Origin of the sequence: Gilliamella bombicola (genome assembly GCF_900094945.1) — a bacterium.
Classification (GTDB): Bacteria; Pseudomonadota; Gammaproteobacteria; order Enterobacterales; family Orbaceae; genus Gilliamella; species Gilliamella bombicola.
In genome coordinates this window covers 50179-68314 of sequence record NZ_FMAQ01000006.1, presented here as the reverse complement: position 1 = coordinate 68314, position 18136 = coordinate 50179, and the positions used below count along the sequence as shown (strand labels likewise).

Genomic DNA, 18136 nt, shown 5'->3' with positions numbered 1-18136 from the left:
TTTTTTTAATAGTTTTTTTTACAGGTTGCTTTAATGTCGTTTTTTTAGCTACGAACTCTATACCTAATGGATTATTTTGTAATGCAATTGTTAATACTTCATCAATCCATTTTACAGGATGTATATCAATTTCCGCTTTCACATTCTCAGGGATTTCTTCTAAGTCTTTAACATTATCGATTGGGATTAATACAGTTTTAATTCCACCTCGATGCGCAGCTAATAGCTTCTCTTTTAGTCCACCGATGGGTAAAACTTCACCACGTAATGTTATTTCTCCCGTCATAGCAACATCTGAGCGAACTGGATTACCAGTTAATGTTGAAATTAATGAAGTGCACATAGCAATACCGGCACTTGGCCCATCTTTTGGCGTTGCGCCATCAGGTACATGCACATGGATATCGCGTTTTTCATAAAAATCATTATTAATACCCAATTTTTCTGCACGAGACCGAACAACTGTCAATGCCGTTTGTATTGACTCTTGCATAACATCACCTAATGAACCTGTATAAGTTAATTTCCCTTTCCCAGGTACACTTACCGATTCAATAGTAAGCAAATCGCCTCCGACTTCGGTCCATGCAAGACCAACAACTTGGCCGATGCGGTTTTCATTATCCGTTTTACCGTAATCAAAACGTTGTATTCCCAAGAAATCTTTTAAGTTATCTTGTGTCACAGTTACCTTTTTCAATTTACTGTCTAATGCTAACTGTTTAATAACTTTACGGCAAATTTTTGCAATCTCTCTTTCCAAACTTCGAACACCCGCTTCACGAGTATAATAGCGGATAATGCCGATGATGGCTGAATCATCAATGCTAATTTCTTTTGACTTTAAGCCATTATCTTCTATCTGCTTGGTAATTAAATGTTGCTTAGCTATATTCAACTTTTCATCTTCTGTATAACCAGAAAGACGAATAACCTCCATTCTATCCAACAAGGGGGCAGGAATATTCATAGAGTTAGCCGTTGCAACAAACATTACATCAGATAAATCGTAATCAACTTCTAAATAATGGTCGCTAAAAGCATTATTTTGCTCTGGATCAAGTACTTCTAATAATGCTGAGGCAGGATCACCACGCATATCCGATGCCATCTTATCAATTTCATCTAATAAAAATAATGGGTTCTTAACACCTACTTTTGCCATACGCTGAATTAATTTGCCCGGCATTGAACCAATGTAAGTACGTCTATGTCCACGAATCTCCGCCTCATCGCGCACGCCACCTAACGCCATGCGAATATACTGACGACCTGTTGCTTTAGCTATCGATTGACCTAGCGAGGTTTTACCCACACCAGGAGGCCCGACCAAACACAAAATAGGACCTTTAACTTTATTAACACGGCCTTGAACCGCTAAATATTCTAAAATTCTATCTTTTACACGTTCAAGTCCATAATGATCTTTATCTAAAACTTTTTGTGCACCTTCAATATCTTTTTTAACTTTGCTACGTTTATACCAAGGAACTTGAATCATCCAATCGATATAACTTCGAACCACCGTCGCTTCAGCAGACATTGCCGGCATCATTTTTAATTTATTAAGTTCAGCTAATGCTTTATCTGTAGCCTCTTTCGGCATCTTAGCTTTAGTAATTTTTTCTTTTAACTCTTCATATTCATCAGGTTTATTGTCTATATCACCTAACTCTTTATGAATAGCTTTAATTTGCTCATTCAGATAATACTCTTTTTGAGCCTTTTCCATTTGCTGTTTAACACGTTGTCGAATATTTTTTTCGACTTGTAATAAATCAATTTCTGATTCCATTAATGAAATAAGCAACTCAAAACGCTTTACAAGATTAGCAGCAACTAGAATCTCTTGTTTCTGTTCTACTCTTAAAAAGAGCGTAGCAGCAATAGAATCAGCTAAACGCGATGGTTCTTTTACCAAACGGATAGAATCAACAACTTCCTGAGTTATTTTTTTATTAAGCTTTGAATATTCATCAAAGTTAGATAAAGTTAAGCGGATCATTGCTTCACTTATATCTTCTGCCTTTTTGACTTCGCTTAATGGCTTAACTTTTGCAATAAAAAATTCATTATTTTCATGCACAGCAATATCCATCATTTTGGCACGTTCAACACCTTCAACAAGAACTTTTACAGTTCCATCAGGCAATTGAAGTAATTGTACGACATTAGCAACAGTTCCGACTTCATATAAATCATCTACATCAGGATCATCTTGGGAAGGATTTTTTTGGGTTACAAGAAAAACTTGCTTATCCATTTCCATTGCACTTTCTAGGCAACGTATTGATTTACTTCGACCGACAAAGAGAGGAATTACCATATGTGGAAATACAACAACATCACGCAATGGTAAAATAGGCATAATCATGTGTTTAGTTCGTTTTATTTTCATTTTCTTCTCTCTAGTAGTACAAACCCATTAGATAAATATGGGGGTCGTTTTTAGACATTCAAGCCTATTTTTGGGACATATTGACAGTTTTCAAAGGCACTTTATTTTAGTATTAATTTGAGGCTATAGTTCTTGCCATCATATTTTTATGATGGCAAGTTTATATTTCAAGCAGATAGTTCAGCATTTTCTCGGTATACTAACTTCGGTGCTTGATATTTTTCGACCGTTTCTTTTTCTACAATCACTTTTTTAATAGAGTTCATTGACGGTAAATCATACATTGTATCTAACAATATATTTTCAACAATTGAACGCAATCCCCTTGCCCCTGTTTTACGTTGCATTGCTTTTACAGCAATAGCGTCCAGAGCTTCTTTTGTAAACTCAAGTTCAACGCCATCTAATTCAATCAAAGTCTGAAATTGTTTAGTTAAAGCATTTTTAGGTTCAGTTAGAATATTAATTAAAGCATTTTTATCTAACTCCGATAAAGTACCAATAACAGGCAATCTTCCAATAAATTCTGGAATTAAGCCAAACTTAACTAAATCTTCAGCTTCGATTTGTGCTAATAATTCTGACTCAGAAATTTTATTCTTAGTACTTTTTACATCAGCACCAAAACCTATTCCTGTATTAGTTGATACGCGGTTTTCGATAACTTTATCTAAACCACTAAATGCACCACCACAAATAAATAAAATTTTTGAAGTATCAACTTGTAAAAACTCCTGCTGAGGATGCTTACGCCCTCCTTTTGGTGGAACTGAAGCAATTGTTCCCTCAATAATTTTCAGTAAAGCTTGTTGAACACCTTCACCAGAAACATCTCTCGTAATAGATGGATTATCCGATTTTCGTGAAATCTTATCAATTTCATCAACGTAAATAATACCACGTTGAGCTTTTTCAACATCATAATCACAATTTTGTAATAGCTTTTGAATAATGTTTTCTACATCTTCACCTACATAACCAGCTTCCGTTAATGTTGTTGCATCTGCCATTGCAAAAGGCACATCTAAAAAACGAGCTAATGTTTCAGCTAATAACGTTTTACCACTTCCTGTAGGTCCTATAAGCAAAATATTACTTTTGCCCAATTCAACATCACTTCGACTTGCATAATTACGTAATCGTTTATAATGATTATAAACAGCAACGGATAAAACTTTTTTTGCACGTTCTTGACCAATTACATACTCATCAAGATGCTCTCTAATTTCATGTGGTGTTGGTAATGGCTTACTTATAAACTCTTCATGAGAAAGAAAACTTTTTGTTTCTTCTTTTAAGATATCATTACACAATCCTATACATTCGTTACAGATATAAATAGATGATGGCCCTGCAATAAGTTTACGGACTTCATGCTCACTTTTACCACAAAAAGTACAATAGAGTAATTTTTCTGAATTTTCGTTATTCACTTCTATCACCTATCTAATATTAAGATCGTTTATTGTATATGGCATCAACTAAACCATATTCAACTGCTTTTTCGGCAGACATAAAATTATCACGATCGGTATCTTTTTCAATTACACTTATATCTTGACCTGTGTGCATTGCTAAAATGTTATTTAAACGACTCTTTACTTGTAAAATCTCTTGTGCATGTATTTGAATATCAGAAGCTTGCCCTTGAAAACCACCTAATGGCTGATGAATCATTACACGAGCATTAGGTAAGCAATAACGTTTACCTTTAGTTCCTGCCGTTAAAAGCAATGAACCCATTGAGCATGCTTGCCCCAAACAGATTGTACTAACATCTGGTTTTATAAACTGCATAGTATCATAGATTGCCATACCAGCTGTAACCACGCCACCCGGTGAATTAATATACAAATGAATATCTTTATCAGGATTTTCCGCTTCTAGAAATAACATTTGAGCGATAATAAGATTTGCCATATTATCTTCAACTTGACCTGTCAAAAATATAATTCGTTCTTTTAATAATCGTGAGTAAATATCGTAAGCTCTTTCGCCTCGAGAACTTTGCTCAACAACCATTGGAATAACACCCATATATGATTCTAAAGGCATTTTTATCTCCTAATTAAACAAAATAGCCCAAACAGATATTCCTTATTTGGGCTTTAAAGTGCTCTTTTTGGACTAAATGAAAAAGCAAATAGATTAAGCTATTTGCTGATTCATTAATTCAGAAAACGAGTAATTCTTTTCCGTTACTTTTGCGCTAGCTAATAATAGATCAACGACTTGATCTTCTAATGCAACAGCTCGAATATTCTCCATCGCTTTTTTATCTTTACGATAATATTCTAAAACTTCTTTTGGATCTTCATATGCAGTTGCGATTTCATCAATTAACGCTTGAACACGCGCTTCATCCGCAGTTAGTTTATTACTTTCAATGATTTCACTAAATAATAAACCAGTAGCCACTCGTTTTCTTGCCTCAGCTTCAAATAGTTCTTTAGGTAACTCCATACCTGGTTTTACATTACCACCGAAACGAGATAAAGCCTGCTTACGTAACACATCAACTTCGCGGTCGATTAATGCCACAGGTATATCAATTTCATTATTTTTAACTAAACCATCAATAGCTTGCGTTTTGACTTTATTACGAATTGTTGCATTGAGCTCTCTAGTCATGTTCTTACAAACTTCAGCTCGTAAGCTTTCAACAGTACCATCAGCGATACCAAAGCGTTTAATAACATCTTTTGTAAGCTCTGGTAACTCAAGCTCTTCAACCTTTTTAAGTGTTGCCGCAAATATAGCGGGTTTACCTTTTAGGTTTTCGGCATGATAATCTTCTGGGAAAGTCACATTAATATCAAACTGGTCACCTTCTTTATGACCAATAATTGCATCTTCAAACCCAGGAATCATGCGACCTTGACCTAAAACCAATGCAAAATCATTTGCTTTACCACCTTCGAACTCCGCACCGTCAACCTGACCAACAAAATCCAAAGTAACACGATATTGATCTTGAGCTGCTTTTTTAACCTCTTTCCAAGCACCTTGTTGTTTGCGTAAAGTTTCGATCATCGTCTCTATATCAGCATCTACAACTTCTGCTATCGGTTTTTCAACTTCAATTTTATCTAAATTTTCAACTTTAATTTCTGGATATACTTCAAATTCAACAGTAAAGGTATAATCTTCACCATTTTTATATTCTTGTGGAGTATAAGTTGGAGCGCCTGCTGGATTTAATTTTTCTTGAATAATTGCTTCAACAAAATTTCGTTGCATCAAATCACCTAATGCGTCCTGTAAAATAGAAGCCCCATAACGTTGTTCAACAATCTTTAAAGGTACTTTTCCTTTACGAAAACCGTCAATACGTACTTTTTTTGCAGTATTAATTAGTTCTTTATCAACCGCTTTTTTGATGTCTTCTGATTTAATTGTAATTGATAAACGTCGACCTAAACCTTTTGTTGTTTCTACCGAAACTTGCATCTTTATACCTCGAAATTATTGAATGTTATCCGTCCATAATTATATAAAAACGATAACTGAGCTAAAAAAATATTAAAAATAGGCATGCATTATACCGACCGTAATCGTCTACGTCGAGACATTTAATTGTTTCTTCTCAAGTGCTTTCAAGCGTTTATTCATTTCGTCAATATGTAAAACTAACGACGCGGTTTTACGCCATACTTTATTTTCTTGCAATGGAATACCTGATGAGTAAACACCTGGCTGTGTAATTGGGCGCATTACCATCCCCATACCAGTTACGGTAACTTGATCACATATTTCCATATGTCCATTAATCACGCTAGCTCCACCAATTAAGCAATGGCGACCAATAGTCAAACTACCAGCCATAATAACACCACCAGCAACCGCTGTATGATCACCGATAATATCGTTATGAGCTATTTGGCATTGATTATCAATAATCACACCATTACCTATAACAGTATCATCTAACGCACCACGATCGATTGTTGTTGAGGCGCCAATTTCAACATTATTACCAATAACAACACGACCTAGTTGGGGAATTTTAATCCATTTACCTTTATCATTAGCATAACCAAATCCATCTGCGCCAATTACAGTTCCAGACTGAATTAAGCAATTTTCACCAATAATACAATTATGATAAATAGAAATATTAGCCCATAATTTTGTACCAGCACCGATTGTTGTATTCTTACCAATAAAACAACCTGCACCAATAACACAATTATCACCTAATACAACACCGCTTTCGATGACAGCATTAGCGCCAATCGAAATATTGCAACCTAGCTGAGCAGTTGAATCAATTACTGCTGTCGGTGCGATATCTTTTGCTGGTGTTGGCGTAGTATCAAGGATTTGCGCTAATTTTGCATATGCAAGATAAGGATTTTTAACAATAAGAGCAGCCCCACCCCAATGTTCAACACTCTCTCTAGTCATTACGACAGCAGAAGCTTTACATGTTGATAAATTACTTTGTAATTTTTTATCAGACAAAAAAGTAATTTGCCCAGATACCGCACTTTTCATTGATGCTATACCGGTGATGATTACATTACCATCACCATGTAACTCGGCATCAAGTTGCTTAGCTAATTGCTCTAAACGAATGGAAAACATTAGTTCTTAACCTTTTCCAACACTTTATCTGAAATATCAACTGCATCTGATGCGAACAATGTAGCTCCAGCGCTTAAAATAACATCGTATCCTTCTGTTGCAACAATATCTTTAACTGCCTCTTGGATTTTAGTAAATAATTTTTCAGCCTCTTCTTTTTGACGTTTTTGATAATCTACTGAAAACGCATCAGCCTTACTTTCAAAATCGGAAATTACCTTATTTAATTTAGCTTTTTCAGAAGAAGATAATGTTAAACCATCTTTCTTTAGACGAGCGATAGCTTCTTTAGATTTTTTTTCTTCTTCTTGCAATGAGTTGGCTCTTGCTTCAAATTCATTTTTCAACATTTTTCTTACTGATTCACGTTGAGGCATCCGTTCTAATACTGATTCAACATTAATCACACCCAATTTAACTTCAGCATTTGCAAATCCAGCAAAAAGTAATGCGGCACTAATGCCTAAAACAGCTATAATTTTTTTCACTTTAATCACCTATGTATTTTTATTTATAACATGAATTACCATGTAGAACCTATATTAAACTGGAATTGTTGTGATGAGTCACCATCATATTTCTTAAATGGTTGAGCATAAGAAAATACCAAAGGACCTAATGGTGACATCCACTGAACAGCAAGACCAGCTGACATTCTAATATCAGATGGAGAGCTATAATCGGGAATATCTTTCCCCTTTAAGTTCCATTCAGTATCCCATACTGTACCTGCATCAAAAAATAGAGATGTTCTAAGATTATCAGCGTATTTTTCTCCAGCAAATGGAGTTGGAACAATTAGCTCTGTACTAACAAAAGCGATAGCATTACCACCTACGGCATCTTTTGATTTTGTGCATCCAGATGTACGTTCTAAACTATCACAAACGCCAGCTTTATTAAGATATACTGCTTTAGGACCAACAGTATTTGATTTAAACCCTCTCAATACTGATGCCCCACCAGCATAGAAGTTTTCATAAAATGGCAACTCTTTACCACCTAAACCACCACCATAACCAAATCGAGCACGAGTTAAGAATATCCAATTATGGTCATTGTCAATTGGATAATAGTAAGATGCATCCGATATCAGTTTATAGAATCGATTATCAAATACAGGTGCGGTGATTTTAGCATTAGCAGTCATTTTTAAACCATCAGTAGGAAAGAATCCACGATCTAAAGAGTTGTATGTCCAATAAGCATTCAACAATAGATCATTTGTATCATACGTAAATGAATGCTCATCTTTTGCTTTTTTACCCATAGAATCAAAATAACGCCACATACTATACTGTGGTTGCATATCCGATAATTTATGATTAGCAAATTCTGTACCAAATCGAACAAAATTATTTTCACTAATAGGGAATCCTAAATTTGCCGATGCACCCCATGTTTTACTTGAGTATTCTGACTCATCATCTTTATCGTCATTTTTATAGGTATTATAGTAAATACTACCGCCTAAACTTACTCCATCAACTGTAAAATAAGGATCAACAAGAGAAATAGATGCTGTTTTATCTGTATCAGTAGTATTAACATCAAATGAAACACTATTCCCTGTACCTAACCAGTTATCTTGAGAAATACCAGCGTTGAAACTGAGACCGCTATCAGAACCGATACCGACACCAAATTTAATACTACCTGTATTACGTTCAGCAACTTTATAAATGATATCAACCTGATCATCTACGCCTGGTACTCGTTCAGTATTTGCTTCAACAGTATCAAAAAAACCAAGTCGACTTAAACGTTCTTTACCTAATTCAACTAATCCATTACTTAACCACGCGCCCTCCATTTGTCGAAGTTCGCGGCGAATTACACTTTCACTTGTGATGGTATTACCGACTATTTTAATATTGCGAACATAAAAACGTTGACCTACATCGACAAGAACAACTAATTTAACTGTATGTGCGGCATCGTCCATTTCTGGTTGAATCGAAACCCTAGGGTATGCATAACCAAAATTAGCAAGTAGACGTTTAACATTATCTTCAATTTCGGTTATTTTTTTGCCATTATAAAGTTCACCAATCTCTACTTTTTCATTAGCAATTTTAGCAATCGCATCTTTATGATTTGCAAAATTACCCATAAATTCAAGTTGAGATACTTTATATTGTTCACCTTCATGAATATTAATTGTAACGTAAATGCCTTTTTTATCTGGCGTTAAACTAACTTGCGTTGACTCTATATTAAAACGAGCGTAACCTCGATTTAAATAAAAGCTCTGCAACTCATCTAAATCTGAAGATAATTTTTGTTTTTGATATTTACGATTGCCAAGCATATTCCACCAAGGCACCTCATCACGCAAAGTAAAGCGCGCAATAAGTTCTTCTGATGAAAAAGCCTTAGCTCCAACAATATTGATCTGATCGATTAACGCCGATTTACCTTCAGCAACAACTAACTTTAAATCAACACGATTACGAGATAAAGGAGTTACAACAGCTTTAACTTGAGCATTGTACTTACCAACACTGTAATAAAAATCTTCTAAGCCCTTTTCTATACCTGAAAGCATAGTACGATCTAACGCTTCGCCTTCACGGATACCCGAACTATCTAGATTTTTCTTAAGCATGTCATCTTTTACTGATTTATTACCGGAAAAAGTGATGCTTGCAATAGTAGGACGTTCTTCAACATGAATAATTAGCTGATCACCATCACGAGAAACAGTAATATTATCAAAGTTACCACTGGCATAAAGTGATTTGATGATACGGCCTAAATCAGCTTCATTAACATAATCACCAATTTGAATTGGCATTTCAAGTAATGCAGCACCAACTGTCACACGCTGCAAACCTTCAAATTTGATATCTTTCACCACAAAATCATCAACACAAAATGCATTGGAACTATATACGGCTGTCGTACTGAACAGCAAAGATGCTATAAGTAATTTATTTATTTTCATCGTAAATGTTTATAACCTCATTCCATCACAATCGTAAAATATCATTGAATAGTGCAATTCCCATTATTACCATTAATAAAAAAAAGCCAATACGAAAAAAACGCTCTTGGGCTTTATTTGATAAGGCTTTTCCGTTTATTTTTTCAAATAATAAAAAAATAAGGTGGCCGCCATCTAACATAGGTAATGGAACAAGATTGATAACCCCTAAACTTATACTGATAAAGGCTAGAAAATATAAATAAGGAGTAAAACCATAACTTGCTGTTTGCCCTGCGCTTTTTGCTATTGTTATTGGTCCTGATAAATGTTTTAATCCAATAACACCTGTTACTAATTGATAAAGCGAACGAATTGTTAACTTTGTGGTTAACAATGTTTGCGCAATACCTTTATTCAACCCATCGAAAAAACCATACTGAACAACTATCGCATCAGATGTAGGATATAAACCTGCAACACCTTCTCCGTTCTTTTGAACGGTTGGTACGAGTTTAAGATAAATATCTTTATTTTTTCGATTAACCTTTAAAGTGATAGCTTGAGCTTTTTTAATTGTATTGGAAAAATCACGCCAATCTACATACGATTGCTCATTATAACCAATAATTTTATCGCCAACACGTAAACCTGCCCGCTCAGCAGCAGAATCTGGTACAATTTTACTCACAATTGGATAAATTTCCAACTCTTTAGGCACAAAACCAAACGCCATAATAGCTGAATCTTTTTCTATATCAAAATGCCAATTGTTAATATCTACACTTTTTTTCACTTCTTTTTGATTACTATCATCACTACTATCAATATAAGAGAAAGTTATATTTGTTTTACCCATTACAGCAATTAAGGCCAAATTGACATCATTCCAATTTTCAATTTTAACATTATCAATGGTCTTCAACTCAGCGCCAGATGGGATTGAGACCAAAGCTGCTGGTGTGTTAGGTATTACATCTTTTACTTTAACTGGATAATGTACTACCCCTATCAAAAAAATAATCCAATAGATAATCAAAGCTAATATAAAGTTAGCAAATGGACCGGCAAAAATAATTAAAGCACGTTGCCAAATCTTTTTTTTATCAAATGCAAATTTTTCGTTATTGCTTGATAAGATTGTTGCTCTTCCGTCGAGCATTTTAACATAACCGCCAAGTGGAATCATAGCAATTACCAACTCGGTTCCACTTAAAAATTTATGTGACCAAAGTTTTTTACCGAAGCCAATTGAAAAACATTCAACTTTAACCTGGCATAAGCGAGCAACACAAAAATGCCCGAACTCATGAATAGTAACTAATATACTGATAGTAATAACAAATAATAATAGTGACCACAGCAAAATCTATCACCTTTTATAGTAAACAAAAAGATAATGCAGTAAAAACAGGAACAGCAGCAGTTAAACTGTCAATACGATCTAAAATACCACCATGCCCCGGAATTAAATGACCACTATCTTTAATGCCAGCTTCACGCTTAAACATACTTTCAGTTAAATCACCTAATACTGAAACAAAAATTGCTAACAAAGAGCTAATAAAAAATACGCTAAATGCCATATCAAACAAATTAAAAAAGTAAGCAATTAGACTAATAATGACTGCCAAACTAACACCACCAATAAAGCCCTCTATAGTCTTACCTGGTGATACTTTTGCTGCTAATTTTCGCTTACCAAATGTTCGCCCTGCAAAATAAGCGCCAGTATCTGTAGCCCATACTAGCACAAAGACATAAAGCAACCAAATTGCGCCTATATAAGAATTAGAATTATAGTTAATGGATCGTAATTCAATCATACTAATAAAAAACGGCACTAAAGTAAAAAAAGCAAATAACAATTTTATAACAATTGAATTACGCCAATATTTAGTTGTATCAGGATAGCTAAGTACTAAACACAAAGCAATTATCCACCATATAATCGATAAAAATAAAATAACGGCAAATACCCTTATTTTTAGTTCGCAGGAATTGGGAATCAAATAAAGTATACTTAGCAAAACAACGATTGAAATAGCAAAAACCAACCTTGAATACTTGTTAGTAATATGAAGAAACTGAGCCCATTCCCACGCTGCTAGTCCACAAACCAGAATAATAATTAAAGAAAATACTGATAACGGGACAAAAAAAACAACCGCTATAACAAGCGGAATAAGCACAATTGCAGCAAGTATACGATGGATTAACATGAGTGTTCCTTATTATGAATGCCTCCAAAACGTCGTTCTCTGGCATTAAATACATTGATTGCTTCATCAAATAAAGTCTGATTAAAATCAGGCCATAAGGTATCGGTAAAGTAAAGCTCAGAATAAGCAATTTGCCATAGTAAAAAATTACTAATCCGATATTCACCACCTGTACGAATAACTAAATCAACTTCGGGAAATTTTCCCATACACATTATTGAAGCAAAACGATCTTCTGTCACTTGTTCTAAAGTGATTTCTCCCTTTTTTATTTGCATAGCCATTTTTTTTGCAGATTGTAAGATATCCCAACGTCCACCATAATTGGCAGCAATATTCAGAACAAGGCCTGAATTGTTTTTGGTTAGATCTTCTGCGCGAACAATCATTTCTTGCAAATGTTCACTAAACCGAGAAATATCACCAATAATATTCAAGCGAACATTATTTTTATGTAAGTTTTTGATTTCTCGATTTAATGCATAAATAAAAAGAGAAATCAGAGCTGAAACTTCATTAGGCGGACGCTTCCAGTTTTCACTACTAAATGCGTATAAAGTAAGAACTTTCACCTTCAATCTTGCCGCATAAGCAACAATTTTTCGTACAGTTTTTAAACCTGCTCGATGACCAATGACACGCAATTGGTTACGTTGTTGTGCCCAGCGTCCATTTCCATCCATAATTATAGCCACATGACTTGGAATACATCTTTCTTGAGTCATGCCATATCTCGTATTGTATCAATCATTTTATCAATTTATTATTTTGACCAATTAACGTGTACCATAAACAACAATCGTTTTGCCATGTGCAGAAATCAAATGTTGATCTTCAAGCATTTTTAAAATTCGGCCAACTGTTTCTCGTGAACAACCAACTATTTGCCCTATTTCTTGCCGTGTAATTTTAATTTGCATACCATCAGGATGAGTCATTGCATCAGGTTGTTTTGCAAGATTTAAAAGTGTTTGTGCAATGCGTCCAGCTACATCTAAAAATGCTAAATTGCTGACCTTTTCAGAAGTTACTTGTAATCGACTTGCCATTTGGCTCGCAAGACGCATTAAAATATCAGGATTAACTTGGACAAGTTGTTTAAATTTTTTGTATGAAATTTCGGCCACTTCACAACTTGTTTTAGCTTTAACCCAAGCACTTCGCTCGGTGCCTTCTTCAAAAAGGCCTAATTCACCTAAAAACTGATTTTGATTCAAGTAAGACAAAATCATTTCGTTACCTTCATCATCTTTAATCAAAACAGCGACAGAACCTTTTAAAATATAATAGAGAGTTTCTGCTTTTTCACCTTGGTGTATAAGGGTGCTCTTAGCTGGGTATTTATGAATATGGCAGTGAGATAAAAACCATTCTAACGTTGTATCCGATTGCGGTTTACCAATCATTATTGCTACCTCTCTATTTAATTTACATCCAAGACACTATAACAAAGTTACACAATAAATCATATATTACCATACAATCATTTTAATCATTATTTAATTAGTTTAATATCAATTGTTTCATGTAATTGTGACCAAAATATGACTGCAGAACCATTTGCTAACTGAAGTTTAACATCGTTCACTTTTTCTTGTAATGATGTTTCGTGTAAACCGTAATCAGTACCTTCACGCAATACAAAATATTCTATAAGGTTATTTAACGTTTCAGGGTCAAGATCTTGCCAGGGAATATTCATTGTAAATTACATCGAGTTAAATTTGATGCCATTTTAAATGATTAAATTAATAATAAGAAGTGAGAATTTAATTATTATAGTTTTACTGAGTTTATCGGTTTTATATCAAGGCTAAATAGACAAGATGCAAACTATATTTTACCTAATACGTTCAATATTAAATTAAAACCACAAGCTAATAAAAAAACCACTCCGAAGAGTGGTTTTTATAATGTAAGAAACTAGCTTACAATGTTTTAACTTGAAGTTGGTAGCCTTGAATACCTGCTTTATGGGTGCTAAAGCTATAAACACTGTTATGCTTAGTACCAGAGGTACTAGAACCTAAGAAGATAGTATCATTTGTACCTGCTCTATTTCCATCACCGGTAAGGAAGCCAGATTCAGCTGGTACACCACCTATATTACCATTTGTACCAACAGGAAGATTTCCATTACCTACTACATGCCATTCAAATTTAAAGCCACTAGTAAACTCAGTTTCACCAGCCTCATAAGTACCATTACTATTTGCATCATCCCATACTATAGCTGCATATCTTTCGCCATATTTAGGTGTTAAAGTAGAACCTAAATTAGTATAGCTTTCGCGACTTACAAGGTCACCTGTGCTATTAACTAGGAAAATACCTAACACACCACCTGAAGGCATAATAGGGCCAGGGTTTGTACCAGGGATGTTACCCTCACCAGGCCCCCCAGGGTTACCATTATCACCAGGAGCTCCAGGGTTACTTGGTGGATTAGTACCATGAGCAGGGTCGCCTGCCCCGAAGATATCACTTACCCATACCCACTTACCTTTTGTAGGAAGACCAAATTCAGTTTCTGCTAAAACCTTGAAACCGATGTTGCTTTTACCAACGAAATCATTGGTAATTTCAAATACAAGTTCACCTAATTCCGGATCGGTAGCATCATAAGTTGATACTACCGTAGGTATTGAAATGGGAGCCCAGTTACCACTTGAATCTTTTCCAGAAACTTCGAGTGACGCTTTTACTTTTCCTGCATTAGCAGTATCAGTATCACCATCTAAATCGGCTAATCGATATTTGATATGAACTTTATCACCTACTCTAACTACGTCACCTGCAACGTATGCTGAGCCATCCGCATGGAATACATCGACAGTCAATTTGTCAGCTACACCTGCATGGGATTTCAATACTGGTGCATTACCGCTGATAAGATTAGCAGTTTCTTTCTGTAAAGCAGCAAATGCACTACTTGCTGCATAGCCAGCTAAAAACAAGCCTAGTGCAACTTTTTTAATTGTAAGATTTTTCATGTTTAACTTCCTATTTTTTCTATAAACTAATGTATTATAGTTATACAAACACACCATTAAGTTGGTGTCCCTTCTACTAGATTACCGACAGTTATCGGTAATCTAAACTTTTATTTATCATAAAACGGTTACTTGCAACTTGAATCCTTGGTCCCCAGCACATGCACGAGGAGAAGATGTTACTTGCCTTAAATCTAGATTATTTGGTGCACCTTGTACCGCTGGAATACTAGTACCTGATGTTGCATAACTGTCGTTTCTACCTTTTATAATATAATGGGCATCAGTTCCCATTGCAACGTTAAACCAAGGCCCATTTGGATTACTAGCAGCATTTGGTAATGTTGTCGGGGCAACACCAAGACAAGCATCTGCATTTGAACCAACCAATGACCAAATCACATATGGATTAACGATTGGAGTACCATCAGCTGCAAAGGCTTTAACAAGATATTCCTTACCAACACGCCATTCGTTTGGACCTGCAGGGTCAAACTGAAGTAAAGAACCTGAACTTCTAGCAACTAGTACTCCAGAAGTATTCCAAACTTCAAGGAGACCTGCACTACCACCAGTAAAATCGACGGTAGCACTATTAAATGACTTACCCAAACCATACTGTTCTAGCGAAATTGAAAAATCAACCGCTCCAGTAATATTTGAAGCAACATCCAATGCATAACTATCGCCAATTACTTGTAAACCAGCAGCAGTTGAAGCACGAGATGATACATTATGGTCTTTTACTACTTTTTCAAATGATTTCACAATAACACAAGCAATTTGCCCTGGACATTGGTTTATATTGCCAGAAGTACCGTCAATTAAAGCAATTTTTCTACCATTACTCGTCGCCGTCCATAATTTTGAAAATTCGCTAAATGTTTCAGGAATACTGTTCGTTACATTTTCATCACTAAATCCATCTACATCTAGAAATGTGTTAATTGCGCCATTGTACACTTTAGGCTTAACAAGAGTTGCTAATACTGTCAAACTACTTAACCCATCAGCCGTTTGAGACGTCATTACTGTCTTATTTCCTGAAGTATCAACAGCCCATACACCGACTTTACGCATCACAGGGTCTGGTAATACCTCAAAACTAACAGTGTTAGATGTTGCAGATTTACCGCGACTATCTGAGACGGATAAAGATAAAGAATATTTTCCATTTGTGCTAACAGGTAGCCGCTGACCATTTGCACTAACATAACTAGGGGCAACAATTTTCCAGTTATTTGTATCAATTGGTGGATTAAGCCATGAAGAAGCAGTACATACCCCCACTGTCGCACATAAGAAACCGCCACCAGCATCAATGTCTAGCATATTACCTGCCCATGCTAAACTTTGTAAGTTTTTAGCATTATGAACGCTAACACTTAATGGATAGGTTTGTCCCTCAATTAACTGAGTTTGTTCAAGCCCCAAATCGACAGACATTTTCTTTTCTTTATATTCGAGAACAATGTAATTATTACGATCGACTAAATCATAACGGCTACCCTTTAAAGAACGAGCAGATTGAACCATATCTGGATCTAATTGGTCTTTTAATGGAGTACCAATACGATAGTTCATCGTTAACTCAGCTTTAGTTGCCTTTTTGTTATCTTGCCCTCGTTTATGATCTGCTTTGATAGTAAAAAGAGGAACTGGTGTATAATCAAGCCCTACAGTAACGGCTCTTGGATCTTTTTGTAAATTATCTTTACCAAATAATGCGACTTTATCACCATAGTATTGCTCATACATAAGTGATCCACCCAAATGTGGATATTGTGGTAAATAACCTTGGAATCGAACGTCAAAACCTCTTGCGGCTCGTTCTAAGTAATCATCAAAGTCTCTAGAATCCTTCCAATCAGATAAAGGGTGGTAATAGTTAGCAGCAAACTTCATATAATCAGTCCATGCTTCGGCACCAACACCTAAACGATTGTGCGCACGTTGAAAGTCATGATCAAAAAATACGTTATAACCAAGTAGCCATTTTTTATCATCTACATCCCAACGTTGACCAACACCAAAGTTACCTATTCGACGGTTATGTTCATATTCTTGAAACGACATTTGGCTAAATATTAATGTATCTTCGGTATCGTACCATGGGCTAAATAACTTCAGGTTGACATTATTAAATGTACCTTTGTCACTCAAATCAAACTGCAATTGAGCTGTACCAAAACGCCCTAAAAAGTCTTGAACAGCGCTACGAGCAGGATCTACAACTTGATTTTTAGCTCCATTACGCACATAATTCTCTGCGTAATCTTTACCTCTATTCTTTAAATGCCCAGATAAGCCTCCGTTATCTGACGAAGTTATTTGTTTCCAATCTTGACTAGCTAAGGTTTGTAATGTTGAAGCGACTTGGGTCGAAAGTGTGTCTTTATCTTTTTTTACATTATAATTTTCATCTGAGCCTAACTGAGGTAGATTGGCATACTTATCGTTTTTATTACTTTTTTGTTTAATTGCAGGCAATAATGGTGAGCTTTCAGGCAAGACCAAGCGCTCTCCGACCTCAACTACATCTTTTTTATCAAAGCGCCCTGCATTCATTGCCCGTAATTCCGAAACCGAAATACTACTTAACAGTGCAATTTGATAAAGACTGCGCTGTTGATCATTTATCATCTCACGAGCTTTTGAACCATCTTTTAACTTAATTATCTTATTGCTATCTACAGAATCTTGTGGTTTCTGAGAGCCAATAGCAAAAGCTGACTGCCATCCTAATGTAGCAATCACAAATGCAGAGATAATTGTTAAATTAAGATTTTTTCTCATCTTAACATTCCTTATTTTCCTACGACAAACCGCATAACACAGAATTTCTAACTAAGACTAACTTGTCTTCATTAAGTATTTATGTGCTCATTTATTTTTATATTTTATGCTCTTTACATTTCTTTACATTACCTAGCCTTTTCAATTTTATTACAAAAAAGTCATTTATCCAAATTATTTCTTTATTTTTTTGATTTTTTTTGTAAATTGTATT

At 35.1% G+C, this 18136-nt stretch carries 13 protein-coding genes and 1 pseudogene; all 14 read right to left on the bottom strand.

Annotated features, from left to right (window positions below):
- Positions 1–40: 40 nt before the first annotated feature.
- A pseudogene (gene lon, locus GA0061081_RS06755) lies at positions 41–2398 on the bottom strand (endopeptidase La); the annotation flags it as partial.
- A gap of 167 nt (positions 2399–2565) precedes the next feature.
- Positions 2566–3840 carry an ATP-dependent protease ATP-binding subunit ClpX gene (clpX, locus tag GA0061081_RS06750; protein ID WP_091348653.1) on the bottom strand — a complete coding sequence of 425 codons (1275 nt, stop codon included), beginning with the start codon at positions 3838–3840 and terminating at the stop codon, positions 2566–2568.
- Positions 3841–3850: 10 nt separating this feature from the next.
- A complete protein-coding gene (gene clpP, locus GA0061081_RS06745) occupies positions 3851–4453 on the bottom strand; it encodes an ATP-dependent Clp endopeptidase proteolytic subunit ClpP (RefSeq protein WP_091348650.1) in 603 nt (200 codons plus the stop codon).
- A 93-nt stretch (positions 4454–4546) separates the two neighbouring features.
- On the bottom strand, positions 4547–5848 hold the full coding sequence (tig, locus tag GA0061081_RS06740) for a trigger factor (protein ID WP_091348647.1): 1302 nt from the start codon (positions 5846–5848) through the stop codon (positions 4547–4549).
- 108 nt (positions 5849–5956) lie between these two features.
- A complete protein-coding gene (lpxD, locus tag GA0061081_RS06735; RefSeq protein ID WP_091348644.1) occupies positions 5957–6985 on the bottom strand; it encodes a UDP-3-O-(3-hydroxymyristoyl)glucosamine N-acyltransferase in 1029 nt (342 codons plus the stop codon).
- A complete protein-coding gene (locus GA0061081_RS06730) occupies positions 6985–7473 on the bottom strand; it encodes an OmpH/Skp family outer membrane protein (RefSeq protein ID WP_160402096.1) in 489 nt (162 codons plus the stop codon). Before GA0061081_RS06730 ends, lpxD begins: the two co-directional genes overlap by 1 nt.
- Before the next feature lie 35 nt (positions 7474–7508).
- A complete protein-coding gene (gene bamA, locus GA0061081_RS06725) occupies positions 7509–9932 on the bottom strand; it encodes an outer membrane protein assembly factor BamA (RefSeq protein WP_091348637.1) in 2424 nt (807 codons plus the stop codon).
- Positions 9933–9957: 25 nt separating this feature from the next.
- The gene (gene rseP, locus GA0061081_RS06720) at positions 9958–11277 is read right to left on the bottom strand and encodes an RIP metalloprotease RseP (RefSeq protein ID WP_167349324.1); all 1320 of its coding nucleotides are present in this window, start codon (positions 11275–11277) and stop codon (positions 9958–9960) included.
- Positions 11278–11290: 13 nt separating this feature from the next.
- Complete coding sequence (locus tag GA0061081_RS06715; protein ID WP_091348630.1) at positions 11291–12133, bottom strand: phosphatidate cytidylyltransferase; 843 nt, start codon at positions 12131–12133, stop codon at positions 11291–11293.
- Entirely contained in the window at positions 12127–12858 is a 732-nt protein-coding gene (locus GA0061081_RS06710) for an undecaprenyl pyrophosphate synthase (RefSeq protein ID WP_091348628.1), read from the bottom strand. The genes GA0061081_RS06715 and GA0061081_RS06710 overlap by 7 nt, the downstream gene beginning before the upstream one ends.
- Before the next feature lie 51 nt (positions 12859–12909).
- Positions 12910–13542 (bottom strand): cAMP-activated global transcriptional regulator CRP, encoded by a 633-nt coding sequence (crp, locus tag GA0061081_RS06705; protein WP_065560787.1) that lies wholly within the window; start codon positions 13540–13542, stop codon positions 12910–12912.
- Between the two features lie 86 nt (positions 13543–13628).
- The gene (locus tag GA0061081_RS06700; RefSeq protein ID WP_091348626.1) at positions 13629–13835 is read right to left on the bottom strand and encodes a YheU family protein; all 207 of its coding nucleotides are present in this window, start codon (positions 13833–13835) and stop codon (positions 13629–13631) included.
- A gap of 226 nt (positions 13836–14061) precedes the next feature.
- On the bottom strand, positions 14062–15126 hold the full coding sequence (locus GA0061081_RS06695; protein WP_091348622.1) for a hypothetical protein: 1065 nt from the start codon (positions 15124–15126) through the stop codon (positions 14062–14064).
- Between the two features lie 117 nt (positions 15127–15243).
- The gene (locus GA0061081_RS06690) at positions 15244–17922 is read right to left on the bottom strand and encodes an inverse autotransporter beta domain-containing protein (RefSeq protein WP_209435383.1); all 2679 of its coding nucleotides are present in this window, start codon (positions 17920–17922) and stop codon (positions 15244–15246) included.
- Between the last annotated feature and the right edge of the window lie 214 nt (positions 17923–18136).